Genomic DNA, 20,337 nt, shown 5'->3' with positions numbered 1-20,337 from the left:
ACACACGGGCTTGTAGGCCAGCCGCGGGTGGGGGCACCCTTTTGAATAGGGTTTCCCTGCCTTGCGGGTGCGGTGGATATGGTCAACAATGGAGTGTTTAACGCATTCTGAGACGCATTACGTTGACCCAGCCCACAGACTACCTAGATGCACCGTTGAAGTCTGTTTCCAGGCCGGCCCAAGACCTGTCTCCGCGCAAAGGCTCCTCGGCCCTGGCAGTAGACGACGAACCCGGCATGCGCCACTTTCTGGAAAAAGCGCTAGAAACCCGCTTCGCGCGGGTGGACACGGCCAGCTCTGTTGAAATGGCTCAAACGCTGTTTGACCAACACGACTACAGCACCATTGTGTTGGACGTGAGCCTGCCCGGTAAAAACGGCCTGCAGTGGTTGACCGAGTTGCGCCAGGGGGGCTTTGAGGGCGACGTGATTTTAATCACCGGCTATGCCGACATGGACACGGCCATTGGTGCATTGAGGGCCGGTGCACAAGATTTTCTTCAGAAGCCTTTCCGAATTGATCAGCTTTGGTATGCCCTGGATCGTGCTGCCGACCAAAACCGGCTGAAGCGGGAAAACTTTGTGCTTAAGCGAGCGGTGTCGAATTTGCAGCAAAACGAGCAGGTGATGGTGGGCGAAAGCCCCATGATTCGTCAGTTGCGTAAGCTGGTCTCTAAAATCGCGCCCACCGATTCCACCGTGTTGCTCACGGGCGAGTCGGGCTCTGGCAAAGAGGTGTTGGCCCGCACCATTCACGGCATGAGCATGCGCAGCGAGCGACCCTTCGTGCCCATCAACTGTGGTGCCATTTCGCCAGAGCTCATCGAAAGTGAATTGTTCGGCCACACCAAGGGGGCCTTCACTGGGGCCACTGAAACCCATCAAGGCCTGTTTTACTATGCCCAAGGGGGCACTCTGTTTCTAGACGAAATTGGCGAACTTCCCTTGAGCATGCAAACCAAGCTGCTGCGCGTGCTGGAAGACCGCCGGATACGCCCGGTGGGCAGCAACCGCGAAGTGGATGTGGATGTTCGCATTGTGGCGGCCACCAACGTGAATCTGGATGTCGAGGTAAAGCGGGGTCGCTTTCGCCAAGATCTTTTTTACCGTTTACAAGTGCTGCCCATCGAAATGCCACCTCTTCGCTCACGCCCGGAAGATGTTGAGCTATTGGCCTCGTATTTCATGGGCGTGTTTGCTCGCAAATTGAGGCTAGACCCGCTGGTCATCAGCCCCGACATGCTCGCCCGCTTGCAAGCGTACGAATGGCCTGGCAATGTGCGCGAGCTGCGCAATTTTGTAGAGCGCTCGCTGATTTTGGGCTACTTCCCCAAAGAAGACTTGCCGCTCAACCTGGACCTGGATGAAAAGCGCGCCATGGATGAAGAACTGCACACGCAGGCTGACGAATCTTTGGAGCAGGTTGAAAAAAATCACATCCTGAAAGTGCTCAATGCCTGCGGTGGCAACAAGTCTGAAGCGGCCCGCCGCTTGGGCGTGTCGCGCAAAACCCTTGAAAGAAAGTGCCTGGCGTGGAGCCAAGAATAGACCTGCGGCCTTTTCCGTCCCGGGGGCATTTTTGGCCCTCGCACTGGACGGTCAAGACCAAGCTGGTGGTCACCGCCTGTATTCCGCTCATGGTGCTGGTGCCCGTGGTGGCCATGCTGGTGTGGTCGGCCGGGCAAGCGGCTTACAACAAAATCCTGATCTCCAAGGTACGCAGCGATTTGGTGTTGGCCCAGCAAAAGTTTTTTGATTTAAAAATGGACCGGCGCGATGCCTTGCGCTCGTGGGCAGAGAGCGCCTACCTGCGCCAGCACTTGGCGCGCAACGGGGGCAAGCTTGATCCAAACGAGTTGGGTGCACAGGCCGAAAAGCTCGGGTTGGCCTACCTGCGTTTGGTTGGGCCGACCGGGCTGGTGCGCAGTGCTCACCCCAGCCGGGTGTCCTACATGCTTGACCCCGCCAGCTTCAAGGCCTTAAACGACAGGCGCGAAGGCGTGCACATGGTGTTGATGTCAGCGGCAGAAATGGCGGAGGTGTCAGAGACCATGGCAGCGCGCGCAGTTCAGCCCATTGTGCCCACCAACGCGGCCCGTCCATCGGCCAAAAGTGTTGAAAATCGCGGGCTGGTGGTGCAATTGCTGCAACCGCTCTACCACCAGGGCGAGTTCTTGGGCACGCTGGAGGGCGGTTTGCTACTCAACGGAAACCTGGCCTTGGTGGATCAAATCAATGACTTGATTTACTCCCCCAACACCTTGCTGGAAGGCTCAATTGGCACCACCACCATTTTTGTGGAAGACGTGCGTGTGGCCACCACAGTGCGCGCCGATGGGATTGCTCGTGCGTTGGGTACCCGCGTATCTGAGGAGGTTCGCCGAAGCGTGCTGGGGCGTGGCGAAATTTGGCTAGAGCGCGCCTACGTGGTCAGCGACTGGTATGTGGCCGCTTATGCTCCGCTGTTAAGCCCAGAGGGGGCGCGCATTGGTATGTTTTACGTGGGCTTTTTGGAAGAGCCTTACGCCAGTTTAAAAACCCAGCTTTTGTACCTGTTCTTGATTGCGGTGGGTGTGAGCATGTTTTTGGGTGCAGCCTTGGTGGTTCGGCTGACCTCGGGTATTTTTTATCCGCTTCGCCGCATGAATTACGTGATGAGTCGGCAAGAGGGCGGCGACACCGCAGCCAGGGTGGGCGACCTTCGCCGCCAGGACGAATTTGCAGATTTGGCCGAACATTTTGATGCACTGCTGGATCAACTTGAATCGCGTCGCCATGAACTTGAAAGCCTGAACACCGAGCTGGATGAGCGTGTTCGACAGCGCACCGCCGATCTTCAGGCCGCCAACCAAAAACTGCACCAAGCTGTGGAGCAATTGTTGGCTTCTGAAAAACTGGCGGTGATGGGTCAGCTTACCGCTGGCATAGCCCATGAGTTTAACAACCCCTTGGCCATCATGATGGGCCACTTGGATTTGATTCGAATTGCTTTAAGCGATCCCGAAAGTGCAAAAAACTTACGCCTGCTGGATGAACAAATACAACGCATGCGTAATATTGTGCAAAAGCTTTTGCAGTTTTGCAGACCCGATGAATATGCCTCATACACCGAGGCTCTGGATGTGAACGAAGTGGTGCAAGACAGTCTGTTTTTTGCCAAGGCAGAAATGGAGGCTGTTAATGCCCAGGTCGAGCTTGAATTACAGGCCCGCAACACCGTGCAGATCAGCAAAACAGAGTTACAACAGGTGATGGTGAACTTGCTGATCAACGCCGCTCACGCCTTGGAGGGCCACGATCGTAGAGCGGCTGCACTGATTCGCATTGAGTCTCGCGACCTTCAATTGCCCGATGGGCAGGACGCGGTGGGCATCCGGGTGATGAACAATGGTGACCCAATTCCCGAGCAACAATTGCGATTGATTTTCCGGATGTTTTACACCACAAAACAAGCCGGGCGTGGCACAGGACTGGGTTTGCCGGTATCACGCATGTTGTTGCAGCGATACGGTGGCGACCTCACCGCACGAAGCCCGATGTACCCCGAGGATCAGCCCGACCACGGTGCGTGTTTCGAGATTGTGTTGCGATGCAAGGCCAGACCCTCGGCTGATATTTTAAAAGAGTCCGCCCAGCAGCTTTTGCAAATGGAAAAAAAACTTTCTGAAGGAAATTGAAGTGCCCCAGGTATTTGGATTCGCCGGATTTTCTGGCGTGGGTAAAACCACATTGATTGAGCAACTGCTGCCTCTGTTGATCAGCCGGGGCGTGCGCGTGTCCGTGATTAAGCACGCCCACCACGATTTTGATATTGACCGGCCCGGCAAAGACTCCTACCGCCACCGCGAGGCTGGTGCTTATGAAGTGTTGATCACCGCGAACAAACGGTGGGTGTTAATGCACGAGCTTCGCGATGAGGAAGAGCCCACGCTCGAAGAGCAAATGACCCGGCTTTCGCCATGCGATTTGGTGATCGTTGAGGGGTTTAAGCGATCAAATATTCCTAAAATCGAAATTTGGCGGGAAGCCAACAAAAAACCAATGTTGCACCCGCAAGACCCCAACATCATCGCCGTGGCTTGCGATACCCCCTTGGATTGCGGCGCATTGCCATGCTTACCGTTAAACGACCCGCCTGCGATCGCGCAGTTTATTATGGACCGTTTTGTAAACCAGACCCAACGATGATTGCACTGGACGATTTGCTCAAACAAATTTGGCCACTGGCCAAACCCGTGGAGGAAACCGAGAGCCTGCCCTTGAACCAGGTTCATGGGCGAGTGTTGGCCAGCCCTGTGCTTGCCGGTTTGAATGTGCCTCAGCACGACAACAGCGGCATGGATGGCTATGCCTTGTGTGTGGCAGACCTTGCCAAGGCGCAAGCCGAAGGCCTGCCCGTGTCGCAACGCATACCCGCAGGGGCCAGCCCTGAGCCGCTGGTACCGGGCACCCTTGCCCGCATTTTTACCGGGGCGCCCATTCCGCCCGGAGCCGATGCGGTGGTGATGCAAGAAGACACGCAAGTATTAAGCAACGGCTTTGTGCGGCTTACCGGGGCAATTAACCCCGGTCAGTTTATTCGCAGGGCAGGGGAAGATATTGCGCATGGTCAGGTGGTGCTGGCCCAAGGCACCGTGCTTGGCGCGGTTCAAGTGGGGCTGCTGGCCTCGGTGGGGCAGGCTGTGGCCCAGGTTCGCCGCCCTCTGAGGGTGGGCGTGGTGGTCACCGGCAGTGAGCTTCAACATCCGGGTCAGCCCTTGCAGGCAGGGCAAATTTACAATTCCAACGAGTTTGTGTGGGTTGGCTTGTTAAAAGCCATGGGCGTCGAAGTGCACACCTTGGGCATCGTGCCAGACAATTTACAGGCCACATGCGATGCGTTTGCTTCGCTGGCTCACTGCGATGCAGTGATCAGCTCTGGCGGTGTTTCTGTGGGCGAAGAAGACCACGTAAAACCTGCCATTGAACGCGTGGGCTCACTGGACAGTTGGAAAGTGGCCATGAAACCTGGCAAGCCCCTGGCCTTTGGCCGTATTCATGGCGAGTTGGGCCATGTGTGCTGGTTTTTTGGATTGCCCGGCAACCCGGTGTCCAGTGCACTGGCATTTAAATTGGTGGCCAAGCCCTTTTTGGGTGTGTTGCAAGGCCGCCCCTTGGCCGATGTGGATTGGCGTGGCCGCATGGCCATGGCCACGGCCGGTTTTGAATGGACCAAGCCAGACACCCGGCGCGAGGAGTTTCTTCGCGTGAGGCTACAATACAAGCAAGGGGAGCCCACACTGGCTTTGCATGGCAACCAAAGCTCGGGCGTGCTTACCTCGCTGGATCAATCCACTGGCCTGGCGCGTTTGCAGGTGGGGCAGGTGGTTAAGCCGGGTGATCGCTTGAATTACATTTCTTATCGGGATTTGATGGCATGAGTATCAAGGTGCGTTTTTTTGCGAGCCTTAAAGAGCACATGGGCTGTGAAAGCCTGATCGTGGATGGGCCATTCGAGCCCGCGACAGTGGCTGGCTTGAGCGCGCATTTAAAACAAAGCCAACCTCAGTTCGCCAAAGCCTTGGCAGAGGTGGGCCGCGTGCGCGCTGCTGTAAATCATGACATGGCCGACGAGCACACCCTCGTTCCCGCTGGGGCTGAGGTGGCGTTCTTTCCACCGGTCACTGGAGGCTGAATGAAACGCAGCAAAGTGTTGGTGCAAGAGGCCGACTTTGACGTGTCGGAGTCTTTAAAGTGGATGCGCGAAGGTTTGCCTGAAATCGGCGCAGTGGCATGTTTTGTGGGCACCGTGCGCGACATGAATGACAACAGCGCAGTGCGCGGCATGACGCTTGAGCATTACCCGGGGATGACCGAAAAGGCTTTGCAGAACATTTTGACCGTGGCTGATCAGCGATTCGAGATTTCTTCTGCCATGATCATTCACCGTGTTGGACCGCTTCAGCCGGAGGACCAAATTGTTCTGGCCGCGGCCAGCAGCGCACACCGCCAGCAGGCTTTTCTCGCCTGCGAGTTCATCATGGACTACCTCAAAACCGAGGCGCCCTTCTGGAAAAAAGAGGACACCCCACAGGGCTCGCGTTGGGTGTCCGCCCGTGACAGCGACGACTCCGCCAAGTCCCGCTGGGAGCAATCCACTTGAGCATGGCGGGTTTTCTGGCCGTGTTTGTGGGGGCGGGGCTGGGGGGCGCTGCCCGTCACGCCATCAACCTGTGGTTGCCGCAACCAAGCTGGATTCCGGTGCTGGCGTCTACCCTGTTTGTGAACCTGCTGGGTGGTTTGTTGGCAGGCGTGTTGTATGCCGCGCTTGGCCCGGCGTGGCTGAAAACCCAACCGCTTGGCTTGTTTTTGATGACCGGCGTCTTGGGGGGGTTAACCACCTTTTCGGCCTTCACTGCCGAGGGTGCCACTCTGTTGGTGGAGCGGCCAGCCTTGGCGCTGCTGCAAGCAGCCTTGCATGTGCTGGGCTGTTTGGCGGCATTCTGGTTGGGCAGTCGGCTTTACATGGCTTGCGCAGCCCCATAAGCGCCCGCCCCAAGCCCAATTAATGTTGCTCCCAAGGCAAACCATGGAAGCGCCAGCCATTGAGGGTTGAGCGGCGGTGGTGATCGTCTTTATCGCCCTCAAATCCTTCCAGCACATTAATTGCAGCTTCAAAGCCGTGTTTTGCCGCCAGGGCGGCCGCATTGTGGGACCGTGCGCCACTTCGGCACAAAAAAAGCACAGGCTGGTGTTTTTCCACCCGTGCGGAGATGTCTTCTATAAACGTGGGGTTGCGAGTGCCTTCGGGATAGGTGCTCCATTCCACATGAAATGACCGGTCCTCAGAAAAAGTCACGCTGCCCACCCAGTCCATTTCTGCCTGAGTGCGGATGTCGATCAGCACCGCATTGTCATCCTCATTAAGCAATTGCCAAGCCTCGGGCGGGGTGAGCGCGCCCAGGTAGGGCAGGTCTTTGTCGATGGCGCGCTGGCGAGCCAATTCCAGTAGTTTGGCAACGGAGGGTTTCATGATGTGGGCTTGGTTTTTATAACAACGAATGCGCGTATTGTAATACAAGCACGTACGGTTTTATATGGGCTTTGTGATGCCCAATAATGGTGCGTAATGCCCCATTACGGTGCGTTCCATGTGCTGCACTGTTTCAGGGAATGGGTCTGCAAGCCGCATTAAACCGTAATTACAGGGTGGTACGGTGTTTGCTTTAAACCGTCACGTCGTTGACTGAAATAACCAGCGGTGACCCTTTTAATTCACGCGGACGTGGTATTGTTGCGCATGATTTGAACCGCCAGTTTCAGTCAGAAGTTTGTTAGATCACTATCCACCTCACGTATCAGGAGAGTTTCAATGGCGACCGCCCAAGATGTAATGAAGATGGTTGCGGAAAACGAGGTCAAGTTTGTTGACTTCCGCTTCACCGACACAAAAGGCAAAGAGCAGCACGTGTCTGTGCCCGTTTCAATGTTCGACGACGACAAGTTCGAGTCTGGCCACGCATTTGACGGTTCGTCCATCGCTGGCTGGAAAGGCATTGAAGCGTCCGACATGTTGTTGATGCCTGATCCCGACACCGCTCGCATGGATCCTTTCCGTGAAGAGCCCACCCTGATTCTGACTTGCGATGTGATCGAGCCAACCGATGGCAAGGGTTACGATCGCGACCCACGCTCTATCGCTCGCCGCGCCGAGGCTTATCTGAAAGCCTCTGGCCTGGGCGACACAGCTTACTTCGGTCCAGAACCCGAATTCTTTATTTTTGACAGCGTGACCTGGGACGACCAGATGTCCGGTTGTTTCTTCAAAATCAAGTCTGAAGAAGCCTCCTGGTCCACCGGCATTGACTATGAGCACGGCAACTTGGGCCACCGCCCAACCGTGAAGGGCGGATACTTCCCAGTGTCCCCAACCGATTCTTTCCAGGACATCCGTTCCGAAATGTGCCTGTTGCTGGAGCAGCAGGGCGTGCCCGTTGAAGTGCACCACCACGAAGTGGCCGGCGCAGGTCAAAACGAAATCGGCACCAAGTTTTCGACACTCACCAAGCGTGCTGACTGGACCCAAATCCTGAAGTACACCGTGTGGAACGTGGCCGCCAGCTATGGCAAAACAGCCACCTTCATGCCCAAGCCCATGTGGGGCGACAACGGTTCTGGCATGCACGTTCACCAGTCCATCTGGAAAGACGGCGTGAACCTGTTTGCAGGCAACGGCTACGCTGGTTTGTCTGATTTCGCCCTGTATTACATTGGCGGTATCATCAAGCACGCCCGCGCTCTGAACGCCATCACCAACCCCTCTACCAACTCTTACAAGCGTTTGGTGCCAGGGTTTGAGGCTCCAGTGAAGCTGGCTTACTCTGCCAAGAACCGTTCTGCCTCCATCCGCATTCCTCACGTGGCCAACCCCAAAGGTCGCCGCATTGAGGCCCGCTTCCCAGATCCCATGGCCAACCCATACTTGGCATTCTCTGCCCTGTTGATGGCCGGTCTGGACGGTGTTCAGAACAAGATTCATCCAGGTGAAGCCGCAACCAAGAACCTCTACGACCTGCCCCCAGAGGAAGACGCACTGGTACCCACCGTGTGTAGCAGCCTGGAGCAAGCCCTGGAGTGCCTGCAGAACGACAACGAGTTCCTGACTCGTGGTGGCGTGTTCAGCAAGGAAATGATCGACTCTTACATCGCCTTGAAGATGGAAGAAGTTCAGCGTTTCCGCATGACACCACACCCAATCGAGTACGACATGTACTACGGTCTGTAATTCGACCTGCGGTGAGTGGTTCAAAAACGGCCCTGCTTGCGGGGCCGTTTTTATTGGTCAACCGGTGTAACCCTAAAAGTATCACTCTCGCCTTCCAAGGGGAGGGTAGCTCACAGGGCTTGAAGTATCATCGTGGAATTGTTGACGTGTTCTGTTGGGTGCGAAGCATGATCCATGGCAAGTTCTTGAAACCCTTGTTGCCTGCCTGTTGCGCAGTGCTATTGGCTTTGGCCGACCCGGCGCTTGCCCGTGGCACCGAAATGTACGTGTGTACCGGCGCCGATGGGGTTAGAACCTATCAAAATTCTAGTTCGGGTGATGGCTGTGTGCCCTTAAACCTCAACCCAATCACGGTGGTGCCTGCGCCGGCGTCGCGCGCGTCTTCGGCCAATCGATCTGCCGAGCCCGGTGCTCTCGGGCAGGGCACTTCACGCATGGCCGCGCGCCAAGACCCGCGCCAAGCACTGGACTTTGATGCGCGCAACGATCGCATGAAGATTTTGCAGGAAGAGCTTCGCATTGAAGAAAGCAAGTTGAAGTCCCTGAAAGACGAGTATAAGAATGGGCAGCCCGAGCGCTTGGGCAGTGAAAAGAACTACCAAAAGTACCTTGATCGGGTGGCTCGCCTTGAGCAAGAGATCCTGATCACCAATGAAAACATCGAAATTTTAAAAACCGAGTTAATCAAGTTGTCGAACTAGCATGGGTTTTTTCAAGCAAAGCAGCAGTGGCAAAGGGGAGTCCTTGAACAGAGAGCGTTTTCAAGGCCTGGAGCTTTTAACCACGGCTGTGTTGGTCAGCGACAAGGATGGTTTGGTGGTGTATGCCAACCTGGCTGCGCAAACCCTGTTAGAAATTTCGCGGCGTGCGCTCAGCGGTCAGTCCATGCCCGAGTTTTTTGTAGAAAACAAAGCCTTCGCAGACTTTTTGCTGAAGTCCAAGGCCGATCCCTTCGGGGTTCAAAGACAGGTGTTTGAACTGGTGCGTTCCAGTGGGTCCACCGAGCATGTGCATGTCACGCTGTCCAGCCCCGAAGATGCCCGTGGCATGACCATCATGGAGCTTCGGGAAATTGAGCAGCAACTCAAGGTGGATCGCGAAGCGCGCATGCTCGACCAGTCCATCGCCAACAAAGAGCTGATTCGAAACCTGGCCCATGAAATCAAAAACCCGCTGGGTGGCATTCGAGGGGCTGCGCAGTTGCTGGAAGTGGAACTGCCTTCCCCCGACCTGAAAGAGTACACCCAGGTGGTCATCAAAGAATCTGACCGCCTGCAAACCCTGGTGGATCGGTTGCTGGCCCCGCATCGCCGCCCCCACATTGTGGCCATGATGAATATTCATGAGGTGCTCGAGCGGGTTCGCTCCGTTATTTTGGCCGAGCACCCCAAAGGTTTGCGCATTGTTCGCGATTACGACATTTCTATTCCCGAGTTTTTGGGCGACTTGGAGCAGCTCATTCAAACAGTGCTCAATATTGTGCGCAATGCCGCGCAGGCCTTGGGCCCTCAAATAACAGAAGGCAATGCGCAAATCACACTATGCACCAGAGTGGTGCGTAGGGTAACCTTAAACCGCAAGCAACACAGGCTGGCACTAGATTTGCAAGTAATCGACAACGGGCCTGGTATTCCGGCTGAAATCATGGAGCGAATTTTCTTTCCACTGGTTTCGGGGCGGGAAGGGGGCAGTGGTTTGGGCCTCACGCTGGCGCAAACATTCGTGCAACAACACGAAGGCATTATTGAATGCAGCTCCCAGCCAGGTAAAACAATATTTAAAGTGACATTGCCGATTCAGTCTGAGGCTACAGCGGGCTGAACGGTTTGAAGGAACCTCCGCTGATGCGTCCAATTTGGGTTGTTGATGATGACCACTCCATTCGCTGGGTTTTGCAAAAAGCCATTTCCCGCGAAGGCATTCCATGTGAAATCTTTTCCTCCGCCTCCGAGGTGCTAAGCCGCCTGAAGGACGAAGTGCCGCAGGTGCTGGTTTCTGATATTCGCATGCCCGGCCAAAGTGGTCTGGAGCTGCTGTCCAAAGTTCGGGACCACCACCCTGATTTGCCAGTCATCATCATGACGGCCTATTCTGACCTTGACAGCGCCGTGTCTGCCTTTCAGGGTGGGGCATTTGAATACCTGCCCAAGCCGTTTGACATCGAGAAGGCTGTTGAACTGATTTTGCGCGCTGTGCGCGAGTCTCAAACCGAAGAGTTGGTGGATGAGCCCGATTTAACGGCCCCTGAAATTCTGGGCCAGGCACCCGCCATGCAAGAGGTGTTTCGCGCCATCGGTCGTTTGTCGCAGTCCAATGTCACGGTGTTGATCACAGGCGAATCGGGAGCTGGTAAAGAATTGGTGGCCCGTGCTTTGCATCGTCACAGCCCGAGGGCCAAACAGCCTTTTATTGCGTTGAACACCGCGGCCATTCCCAAAGATTTGTTGGAGTCTGAGTTGTTTGGTCACGAGCGTGGGTCCTTTACTGGTGCCCAGGCCCAGCGGCGTGGTCGCTTTGAGCAGGCCGAGGGTGGCACCCTGTTTCTGGATGAAATTGGTGACATGCCCGCTGAGTTGCAAACCCGTTTGCTGCGGGTACTGTCAGACGGGCATTTCTACCGCGTGGGGGGGCAGCAGCCCATCAAAGCCAACGTGAGGGTGATCGCCGCCACCCATCAAAACCTCGATGAACGCGTTAAACAGGGCCTGTTCCGTGAAGACCTTTATCACCGGCTCAATGTGATTCGCCTGCGTTTGCCACCTTTGCGCGAGCGGCCCGAGGATATTCCTTTGTTGGCTCGGCATTTTTTGGCGGCTTCAGCGCGTGAATTGGGCACCGAGACCAAACGATTGTCTGAATCTGCTTTGCGTTTGCTGAGCGAATTCCCTTTCCCCGGCAATGTGCGCCAGCTTGAGAACGTGTGCCGCTGGATCACGGTAATGGCCCCAGCCCAATTGGTGGAAGCGCGCGACCTGCCGCCTGAGCTAAAAGCCGGGCAGGGAGGGGCAGCCCTGCACCCGGAAATCGCAAGCCATGCGGCGCCAGGGGGCACCACGCCTGTTCACGAATTGCCTCACCTCGCAGCCGAGCCCCCTGCGTGGCCGCAGGCCCAACGTGGCATGTCAGACCCCGACCTGCCTATGCAGGGATTTACCCCGCCGCCAGCCTCTGTACAGCCTGGTGCCCCTGCGGGTTTGAGCCACAGCAGTTGGCTCGAGTTGTTGTTTGCAGAAGCAGAAAAGGCGCTGGAGTCTGGGCGCCCCGATGTGATGGATAGCCTGACCGCCCAGTTTGAGACAGTGGTTATTCAGGCCGCCTTGAAAGCCACCCATGGCAAGCGCATTGAAGCGGCACAGCGCTTGGGTATTGGGCGCAATACCATTACCCGCAAAATTCAAGACCTTCACATCGACGTCAAAGATCTCGACTAAGCATAAAAAAAGCCCCCACAGCGCAAGCTGTGAGGGCCGTCAGAATGCAGGGCATTCAGGCTGGGCCTGGCCCTGCGACCCCTATCCGTTCTTTACCTGGAACTTCTTCAAGATGTTCGACAGGTCTGTGGCCACGCCCTTCAAGCCTGCCACAGCATTGGCAGCGCGTCGCGCCATGTCCAAATTGCCTTCGGACAATTGGGCCACCACCTCAACTTGGTGCCCAATGCTCTCTGAAGCCTGGTTTTGTTCCAGCAGCGCGGCGTGAATGCTTTCGACTGAACGAGCCACCGCCGAGGAGTCGGTGGTGATCTGGCTCATGGCATGGCCTGCGCTTTCCACCAGTTCTACGCCTTTGCGCACGCTGGCCACGGCCATGTCCATGTTGTTCACGGCCACGTTGGAGCTGTTCTGGATGGCCTCAATCATGCCGTGAATATCGTCAGTGGACTGGCGGGTGCGTTCAGCCAGTTTACGTACTTCGTCAGCCACAACCGAGAAGCCTCGGCCTTGCTCGCCTGCTCGAGCAGCTTCGATGGCAGCGTTCAGTGCCAGCAAGTTGGTTTGTTCGGCAATGCCTTTAATAATCAGGGCAATTTCTGAAATGGCGCGAGACTGCTCGCCCAACTGTTGAATCACGCTGGCCGTGCCCTGCACATTCTCAGAGATGTGTTGCATCTGCTGCTGGGCCGAATTGATGGCCTGCAAGCCACTGTCTGCCAGATTGCGGGCTTTGTTGCTGACGTCTTTGGCCTCTGTGGCCGATTCGCCCACACTGCCAATCGAAGACGACATCTCTTCAACTGCAGCGGCCATGCCCGATGCTGCATCGCTGCCCTGGGCTGCGCCCTTGTTCAGGTCTTCGCTGGTTTGAACCAGGTCCTCTGAGGCGAACTGCACTTGGTCAGTGCTGCGTTTTACAGCTCCCAAGGCTTGCTCCATGCTTTCGGCCATGCGGTTCATGCTGCGCGCCAGCAGGCTGATTTCGTTTTTGGTGGGTGTGTTGCCCATGGTCACATCGTCTTCAGCGCGGGCTGTCATGTCGCCATTGCCCAGGCGAAGGGCCAGGGCGGTCAGGCCCTTGGTGGAGCCTGTCAGTTTTGCAGTAACCCAGAACAACACCAGGGCAATCACGCCGGTAGCAATCAGGCCCATCACCACCATGATGCTGGTCATGGTGTAGATGGTGGCAAACATTTCAGATTTTAAAGCCGGTGCAATCACTGTGGCACCGCCCCATTGGGGCACTTTGCTGAAGGCCACAAACTCGTTGCGTGTGTTGTTTGTGGCGGGGTCGGTCCAGGTAATTTGAGTGATCCCGGTGTCTTTTTGGGTGATGGTGTCCAGCAAGGCTTGAAGTTCGGGTTGGGATGCGGCCAATTCTTTGAATTCCTCACCCTTCAGTTGGGGGTGAATCATCACCTTGCCCGCATTGGCGCCTGCGGTGTAAATCACATAGGGAATGCCGGTCTCGCCAATTCGTGTGTTCAGTACGGCGTCTTTGACATCGTTGAACAATCCGCTCATGTCAAAGCCGATAAAAAGCACCATGTCCTGACCGTTGGTGCTCTTGATGGGCAGGTATTTGGACATGTAGCGGGTGCCAAACAGCAGGGCTTCGCCGATGTAGGTTTCGCCTTTGATCAACCTGGCATAGCTGGGGTGGGCACGGTCCAATTTGGTGCCCACGGCACGGTCGCCGTTTTCTTTTTTCAGGCTGGTGGAAATTCGAAGGTAATCGTCGCCCACGCGTACAAACACTGTGGCGATGCCGCCGGTCATTCGCGTAAAGTCATCTACCAGGTTGAAATTGCCTGTGATGAAGTTACCCTCCAGCGTGACCATGGGGCCAGACACTTTGTCGGTCACCGAAATCTCTTGGCTGTGATCAACCAGCAGTTCACCCTTGAACTGCTTCTCAAACAGGTCAGCCAGGCGTGTGGCTGAGTCTTCAGAGAGCTTGTAGGCTATGGCCATGGTTTCTTGCAGACCCTCAGCCTGATTGGAGACTGCACGTTCTGTGCGGGCGGTGGCTGCGTTAAATGTGTAAGCGGCGGTGATGCCCACCAGGCTTAAAACGATTAAGCCCACCAAGCATGCGCTGGTAAAGCTGATTTGTTTGGAGAGGGGAAGCGTCTTCAGGTTCATGGTGCGACTGAGGATGGAATGAACGATCCCCCAATGCTCCCATTGTTGCCCCATCTTCAATTGTTGAATTAAAGGGGTAATTACCCCACTTAAGGGTGAGGTTGATGCTCCAAAAGCCCCGCCCCACCTACTTTTTGAGGGGGGGAGGCTGTAATTACTTCAGCTTGATTGTGGCGATTGCTGGCGCATGGTCGGAGGGTTTTTCCCATTTGCGTGGTGCACGGTCGATCACGCTGGCCGTGCAGTGCTCGGCAAGGGCTTTGGAGAGCAACACATGGTCGATGCGCAGGCCTTTGTTCTTCTGGAAACCCAGCATGCGGTAATCCCACCAAGAAAAAGTTTTTTCGGGTTGGGCAAACAGCCTGAAGCTGTCGACCAAGCCAAGACTGAGCAGCTTGGCGAAGCGAGAGCGTTCATCCTCAGAGCACAGCACCTGACCGGCCCAAGCAGCTGGGTCGTGCACATCCCGATCGTCGGGTGCAATGTTGTAGTCGCCCACCAAAGCGAGCTTGGGGTATTGCTTTACCCACTTTTCGCAATCGGCCAGCAGGGCATCCAGCCAGGCTTTTTTGTATTCGAATTTATCGGAGCCCACTTCTGAACCATTGACCACGTAGGCGCTGATAAACCGAAGATCTCCAAATGTGGCTCCAATCACTCGTTTTTGCTCATCAGGATAACTGGGCAGGTTCACTAACACGTCGGTGGGTGCTGGCATGCTGGCCAGTTTGTACAAAATGGCCACGCCGTTGTAGGTTTTTTGGCCCGCAAACACCGCGCCATAGCCAGCAGCCTGGATCTCAGCCAAAGGAAACGCGTCATCGGTGAGCTTGAGCTCTTGAAGGCCCAGCAGGTCCACTGGCTTGCTTTGCAGCCATTGCAGAAGGTGCGGCAGGCGCACCTTCAGTGAGTTGACATTCCAGCTTGCAAGTTCGATGGTATTGCTCATGCAGTGCCTTTAAGCTGCTTGGCGCTGGTCGACCATGCCGGTGTGGCGCAGCAGGGCTTCCATGCTGGGCTCGCGACCACGGAAGGCCTTGAACGACTCTGCCGCAGGGCGGCTACCACCCACCGATAAAATTTCGTCCAAGAACTTCTTGCCAGTGTCAGCATTGACCACACCGGTTTCCTCAAACATGGCAAAGGCATCCGCAGACAGCACTTCGGCCCATTTGTAGCTGTAATAGCCCGCCGCGTACCCACCTGCAAAAATATGGCTAAACGAGTTCGCAAAGCGGTTGTATGCCGGGGGAACCACCACGGCCACTTCCTGGCGAACCGTGTTGAGCAATTCCAAAATGGTTTGTTCGCCATGGGGATCAAATTGTGTGTGCACCAGCATATCGAACAGCGAAAACTCAATTTGACGCAGGGTTTGCAGACCGCTTTGGAAGTTTTTGGCCGCCACCATTTTGTCGAACAGGGCCTTGGGCATGGGTTCGCCGGTGTCTTCATGCGCGGTCAGTGACTCAACCACGCTCCACTCCCAGGCGAAGTTTTCCATGAATTGCGAGGGCAATTCTACGGCATCCCATTCCACACCGTTGATGCCAGCCACGTCGAGTTCGTCCACACGGGTGAGCATGTGGTGTATGCCATGACCAAACTCGTGGAACAGGGTTTGCACATCGTCATGTGAAAGCTGCGCCTTCTTGCCCGCAGCCGGCTTGGTGTAGTTGCAAGTGAGGTAAGCCACGGGCGTTTGCACGCCTTGCCCGGTGCGTTTGCGCCCACGAGCGTCGTCCATCCAGGCACCACTGCGCTTGCTGGCGCGCGCGTAGGGGTCCAGATAAAAATGCGCTATGGCCTGACCGTCTTTTTGCACTTCAAAGAAGCGCACATCGGGGTGCCAGGTGTCGGCCTGGGCTTTCACGATGCTCACGCTGAACAGTTTCTCTGTGAGCTTAAAGAGACCTTCCAGCACACGATCTTCTTGAAAATACTGCCGAACTTCCAGGTCGCTGAAGGCGTATTTTTGCTCTTTCAATTTTTCAGAGGCGTAGCTCATGTCCCAGCTTTGCAGCTCATCAAGCCCCAACTCGGCTTTGGCAAACGCACGCAATTCATCCAGATCGCGTTGGGCAAACGGCTTGGCTTTGGCCGCCAGCTCGCGCAAAAAGCTCACCACCTGATCTGTGCTTTCGGCCATTTTGGGCACCAGGCTGAGCTCACCAAAATTGTTGTAACCCAGCATGCGGGCCTCTTCCAGGCGAAGCTGAAGCAATTCCCGAATAAGGCCAGTGTTGTCCAGTTCGGCTGGGCCGAATTCCGATGCGCGCTTGGCGTACGCTTCGTAGAGCTGCTCGCGCAACTCGCGTTTGTGGGCATACTGAAGCACAGGGAAGTAGGATGGAAATTGCAATGTAAATTTGTAGCCGGTTTTGCCTTCGCTCTTGGCGAGCTCTTCGGCCGCTTGCAAGGCGTAGGCGGGCAGGCCGTCCAGATCGGCTTTGTTGGTTACCAGCAATTCATAGGCGTTGGTGGCGTCCAGCACGTTCTCGGAGAATTTTGCGGTGATGGCTGCTTGCCTGTCCTGAATTTCGGCATACCGCGGTTTTTGTTCGGCAGGCAGTTCGGCTCCACCGAGCTTAAAACCCCGAATCGAATTGGCCAGCACTTTTTTGCGCGCGGGCGAAAATGTTTTGGCGGCTTCGCTGGCCTCGATGGCCTTGTAAATGGCGTAGAGGCGTTCGTCTTGCCCAATGGCCGTCCAGAACTCGGTGATCTTGGGCAAGCATGCGTTGTAGGCGGCCCGAAGTGCCTCGGTGTCGGCCACGGAGTGCAAATGACCAACCACACCCCAGGCACGGCTCAGTTGTTCACAGGCTTCATCCAGCGGTGCCAGTGTGGACTCCCATGTGGCCTGTTCGGGCGGCGTCGTGGCGGTGTTCTCTAGGGCCGTTTTGGCGCGGGCGAGCAGCGCATCGATCGCAGGCTCTACGTGCTCGGTGCGAATGTCTGCAAAGCGTGGCAGGCCCGAAAAGTCCATCAATGGGTTGGTGCTGGGGGTGACTTGCATGTTACTCATGGGTGTTTGCTTCCTTTGCGTCTTTGCGCGGGGGCGAGGTCTTTAAAGACCGCGCTCCACCGCTTCAATCGTGTTTTGCAACAACATGGTGATGGTCATGGGCCCCACACCGCCGGGTACTGGTGTAATCCAACCCGCCACGGATTTGGCTGACTCAAAGTCCACATCACCACACAGCTTGCCATCGGGCAGGCGGTTAATACCCACATCGATGACCACGGCACCCGGCTTGATCATGTCGCCGGTGATCATGTTGGGGCGCCCCACCGCCACCACCAGCACGTCTGCCCGTTGGCAGTGCGCTTTGAGGTCTTTGGTTTTGCTGTTGCACAAGGTGACGGTGGCACCTTGCTGCAAAAGCAGCATGGCTTGGGGCTTGCCCACAATATTGCTTGCACCAATTACGACAGCTTCGGCACCGCGCAGTTCAATGCCAGTGAGTTCTAGCATTTTCATCACGCCGTAAGGTGTGCAAGGGCGAAACAGGGGTTTGCCAGTCATCAGCAGCCCCGCATTGCTCACGTGGAAACCGTCCACGTCTTTCTCGGGGGCGATGGATTCAATCACCAAGTGCGAATCCAGATGCTTGGGTAGCGGCAACTGCACCAAGATGCCGTGAATACTCGGGTCTTTGTTGAGCTGGTCGATCAAGCCGAGCAATTGCTCTTGCGAGGTGTTGTCGGCCAATCTGTGCATTTCGGATTTGAAGCCAGCATTTTTGCAGGCTTGCACCTTGTTGCGCACATACACCTGCGAGGCGGGGTCTTCACCAACCAGCACCACGGCCAGACCGGGCTGATGTCCTTGGGCTGTGAGTTCGGCTGCGCGCTGGGCAATGGTTTCGCGAATGGAGGCAGCCAGTTCGGTGCCGCTGATGATTTGTGCTGACATGTGCGATGTGTGTTGATGATTTGTAAAACTGAGAGGCCCCTGCAATCTTGCGCACGGGCCATGGCGTTGGGCAATTAAGGCTGGGCCAGTTCCGGTGACTTGCGTAGAGCAATTTTAAGCAGGTCGGCCACTGTGGCCACTTGCAGTTTGTCCATGATATTGGCCCGGTGGGCCTCCACGGTTTTGATGCTGATGTTTAGGTCGTCTGCAATTTGCTTGTTCAAGCGGCCAGACACAATGCGTTCGAGCACCTGGAGTTCACGGGTGGTCAGCTTGGAATACAAGCGGTTGATTTGCTCATCCACCTTGGAGGATTCGGCCAATTCGCGCGCGCGCGCCATGTGCTGTTGAAGAAGCTCCTTGATTTTGGCCTCGTCAAACGGTTTTTCAAGAAAGTCTACAGCGCCGTTTTTCATGGTTTCCACGGCCATGGTGACATCGCCGTGACCGGTGATAAACACGATGGGCACCGGGATGCCTTTTTCATTGAGGGTTTTTTGAACCTCAAGACCCGATAATTTGGGCATGCGAATATCGAGCAGCAGTACACAGGTTTGGGGCCATTGCAGTTGGTCCAAAAACGCAACTGGGTCTTCGAAGCTTTTGACCTGGTAGCCCTCGGTTTCGATGAGCCACTGCAGCGAGTCACGCACCGCCTCATCGTCATCGACAATGTAGACGGTTTCCGGGGGTTCGACCGTGCGGTTTTGGGTATGCAACATAAGACGCTTTCCTAACAGGTGGGTTGACTCAGGCGGGCACTGGTTCGTCAGCCAGGGGCAGTGTAAATTTGAACACGCTGCCCTCGGGTGCTGCAGGCTCTACCCACAATTGGCCCTGATGATACTCAATAATAGTACGACAGATGTTCAGGCCCATGCCCATTCCATCTGATTTGGTGGTGAAAAACGACTCGAACAAACGTTCCCGAATGTCTTCAGGCACACCCGTGCCATGGTCACGCACTTCCACCATGGCGAATTGGGCAGACTGGCTGACGCGAATCTCAATTCGCCGTTGATCCCCGGGTAGGTGGCTCATGGCCTCGAAGCCGTTTTTGATCAGATTCATCAACACCTGCTCAATCAGCACAGGGTCGGCCAGGACCGACAAGGTGGCGTCTGGAATGGCCATTTCAATGCGCGCCGATTGGTGTTTTGCATCCAGTTGAGAAAAGCCGATGGCATCCTCGATGATTTTGCCAATGGGGCAGGGGCCACGTTTGGGCTCCTGCTGCTTCACAAACTCGCGAATGCGGCGAATCACATCCCCTGCGCGTTGCGCTTGAACGTTGACCTTCTCAAGCACCGGGAGCAATTCCTCAGGACGAACCTTGCCCGACTTCAGGCGGGTCACACTGCCCATGTTGTAATTTGAAATGGCCGCCAACGGTTGGTTGATTTCGTGGGCCAGCGACGACGCCAATTCGCCCAAGGTGATCAAGCGCGAGGTAAACTGCAGTTTTTCTTGCTGCTGGCGACTCATGTTTTCCACTTCTTTGCGCTGGGTGATGTCGGTGGCCACTTGCATGATCACCATGGCGCCATCCACCCAAGAAATTGATCGCCGGCGAATTTCGTACCAGCGGGCCGACACGGGGCTGAGCCACTCAAAAGGTTCAAACTGATTGTCGCGGTGGCGTCTGTTTTTGGGTAGCTTGGGTGGGGAGGCATGACCAAACCATTCCCGGTGCAGCCGGTTCACAAAAATAAACTCGTCTTCCCGGGCGTCTGGCCCCTGCACGCACACAGCCGCGTCCAGTTCTTCCAGAATGCGTACAAAACGTCGATGAGCGGCTGCCAACTCGTCTCGCACACGTCGCGGCTCGGTGATGTCGGTCATGGAGGTCATCCAGCCGCTTTGCTTGCCCTCGCTGTCCACCAATGGCGACACATACATGCGGGCATCAAACACGCTGCCATCGCGCCGGCGAACCTGAACCTCAATGCCTTTTTGAGGCGCATTGCCACTCAAAATAAGGTCAAGGTTGGTCTGCTGTTCTTCGTAAGAGCGGTCGGGCCAATAGGGAAAAGGTGGGGTCATGCCCACCAGTTCGGATTCTTTAAAGCCGGTCAT

At 55.9% G+C, this 20,337-nt stretch carries 18 protein-coding genes; 11 read left to right on the top strand and 7 right to left on the bottom strand.

Annotation, left to right across the window (positions count from 1 at the left end; genetic code table 11):
* Positions 1 to 122: 122 nt before the first annotated feature.
* The 7 genes from ACEQU8_RS09015 to ACEQU8_RS08985 are packed head-to-tail and all read left to right on the top strand — an operon-like array spanning position 123 to position 6,524.
* On the top strand, positions 123 to 1,547 hold the full coding sequence (locus ACEQU8_RS09015; RefSeq protein ID WP_370263053.1) for a sigma-54-dependent transcriptional regulator: 1,425 nt from the start codon (positions 123 to 125) through the stop codon (positions 1,545 to 1,547).
* On the top strand, positions 1,532 to 3,676 hold the full coding sequence (locus ACEQU8_RS09010; protein ID WP_370263052.1) for a cache domain-containing protein: 2,145 nt from the start codon (positions 1,532 to 1,534) through the stop codon (positions 3,674 to 3,676). Before ACEQU8_RS09015 ends, ACEQU8_RS09010 begins: the two co-directional genes overlap by 16 nt.
* Position 3,677: 1 nt before the next feature.
* On the top strand, positions 3,678 to 4,187 hold the full coding sequence (gene mobB / locus ACEQU8_RS09005; protein WP_370263051.1) for a molybdopterin-guanine dinucleotide biosynthesis protein B: 510 nt from the start codon (positions 3,678 to 3,680) through the stop codon (positions 4,185 to 4,187).
* Positions 4,184 to 5,419: a gephyrin-like molybdotransferase Glp gene (gene glp, locus ACEQU8_RS09000; protein ID WP_370263050.1), complete on the top strand. Its 1,236-nt coding sequence runs from the start codon at positions 4,184 to 4,186 to the stop codon at positions 5,417 to 5,419. Before mobB ends, glp begins: the two co-directional genes overlap by 4 nt.
* Positions 5,416 to 5,673: a molybdopterin converting factor subunit 1 gene (gene moaD / locus ACEQU8_RS08995; protein WP_370263049.1), complete on the top strand. Its 258-nt coding sequence runs from the start codon at positions 5,416 to 5,418 to the stop codon at positions 5,671 to 5,673. The genes glp and moaD overlap by 4 nt, the downstream gene beginning before the upstream one ends.
* Entirely contained in the window at positions 5,674 to 6,141 is a 468-nt protein-coding gene (gene moaE / locus ACEQU8_RS08990) for a molybdopterin synthase catalytic subunit MoaE (protein WP_370263048.1), read from the top strand.
* 2 nt (positions 6,142 to 6,143) lie between these two features.
* Positions 6,144 to 6,524, top strand: coding sequence for a CrcB family protein (locus ACEQU8_RS08985; RefSeq protein ID WP_370263047.1), 381 nt, complete (start codon positions 6,144 to 6,146; stop codon positions 6,522 to 6,524).
* Between the two features lie 19 nt (positions 6,525 to 6,543).
* Here the strand turns inward: ACEQU8_RS08985 and ACEQU8_RS08980 are convergent, their stop codons facing one another.
* The gene (locus ACEQU8_RS08980) at positions 6,544 to 7,011 is read right to left on the bottom strand and encodes a rhodanese-like domain-containing protein (protein WP_370263046.1); all 468 of its coding nucleotides are present in this window, start codon (positions 7,009 to 7,011) and stop codon (positions 6,544 to 6,546) included.
* A gap of 339 nt (positions 7,012 to 7,350) precedes the next feature.
* Here ACEQU8_RS08980 and glnA point away from each other — a divergent pair, with 339 nt between their 5' ends.
* The 4 genes from glnA (at position 7,351) to ntrC (ending at position 12,194) form a co-directional block, all read left to right on the top strand.
* Entirely contained in the window at positions 7,351 to 8,763 is a 1,413-nt protein-coding gene (glnA, locus tag ACEQU8_RS08975; protein WP_370263045.1) for a type I glutamate--ammonia ligase, read from the top strand.
* 167 nt (positions 8,764 to 8,930) lie between these two features.
* Positions 8,931 to 9,464, top strand: coding sequence for a DUF4124 domain-containing protein (locus ACEQU8_RS08970; RefSeq protein WP_370263044.1), 534 nt, complete (start codon positions 8,931 to 8,933; stop codon positions 9,462 to 9,464).
* A 1-nt stretch (position 9,465) separates the two neighbouring features.
* Positions 9,466 to 10,584: a nitrogen regulation protein NR(II) gene (gene glnL, locus ACEQU8_RS08965; protein WP_370263043.1), complete on the top strand. Its 1,119-nt coding sequence runs from the start codon at positions 9,466 to 9,468 to the stop codon at positions 10,582 to 10,584.
* Between the two features lie 23 nt (positions 10,585 to 10,607).
* On the top strand, positions 10,608 to 12,194 hold the full coding sequence (gene ntrC / locus ACEQU8_RS08960) for a nitrogen regulation protein NR(I) (RefSeq protein ID WP_370263042.1): 1,587 nt from the start codon (positions 10,608 to 10,610) through the stop codon (positions 12,192 to 12,194).
* 81 nt (positions 12,195 to 12,275) lie between these two features.
* On the opposite strand, the gene ACEQU8_RS08955 is transcribed toward ntrC, so the two are convergent.
* The 6 genes from ACEQU8_RS08955 to ACEQU8_RS08930 form a co-directional block, all read right to left on the bottom strand.
* A complete protein-coding gene (locus ACEQU8_RS08955; RefSeq protein ID WP_370263041.1) occupies positions 12,276 to 14,342 on the bottom strand; it encodes a methyl-accepting chemotaxis protein in 2,067 nt (688 codons plus the stop codon).
* A gap of 154 nt (positions 14,343 to 14,496) precedes the next feature.
* On the bottom strand, positions 14,497 to 15,291 hold the full coding sequence (gene xth, locus ACEQU8_RS08950) for an exodeoxyribonuclease III (RefSeq protein WP_370263040.1): 795 nt from the start codon (positions 15,289 to 15,291) through the stop codon (positions 14,497 to 14,499).
* Positions 15,292 to 15,300: 9 nt separating this feature from the next.
* Positions 15,301 to 17,361: a M3 family metallopeptidase gene (locus ACEQU8_RS08945; protein WP_370263054.1), complete on the bottom strand. Its 2,061-nt coding sequence runs from the start codon at positions 17,359 to 17,361 to the stop codon at positions 15,301 to 15,303.
* Positions 17,362 to 17,412: 51 nt separating this feature from the next.
* Positions 17,413 to 18,261: a bifunctional methylenetetrahydrofolate dehydrogenase/methenyltetrahydrofolate cyclohydrolase FolD gene (gene folD, locus ACEQU8_RS08940; protein WP_370263039.1), complete on the bottom strand. Its 849-nt coding sequence runs from the start codon at positions 18,259 to 18,261 to the stop codon at positions 17,413 to 17,415.
* 74 nt (positions 18,262 to 18,335) lie between these two features.
* Complete coding sequence (locus ACEQU8_RS08935; protein WP_370263038.1) at positions 18,336 to 18,983, bottom strand: response regulator transcription factor; 648 nt, start codon at positions 18,981 to 18,983, stop codon at positions 18,336 to 18,338.
* Between the two features lie 28 nt (positions 18,984 to 19,011).
* Positions 19,012 to 20,337 (bottom strand): ATP-binding protein (locus ACEQU8_RS08930; protein ID WP_370263037.1); only part of this gene is annotated, 1,326 nt, incomplete at its 5' end.

It is taken from the genome of Limnobacter sp., assembly GCF_964228395.1.
Taxonomy (GTDB): Bacteria; Pseudomonadota; Gammaproteobacteria; order Burkholderiales; family Burkholderiaceae_B; genus Limnobacter.
The sequence above is the reverse complement of the archived record's forward strand: the minus strand, read 5'-3'. Positions and strand labels throughout refer to the sequence as shown.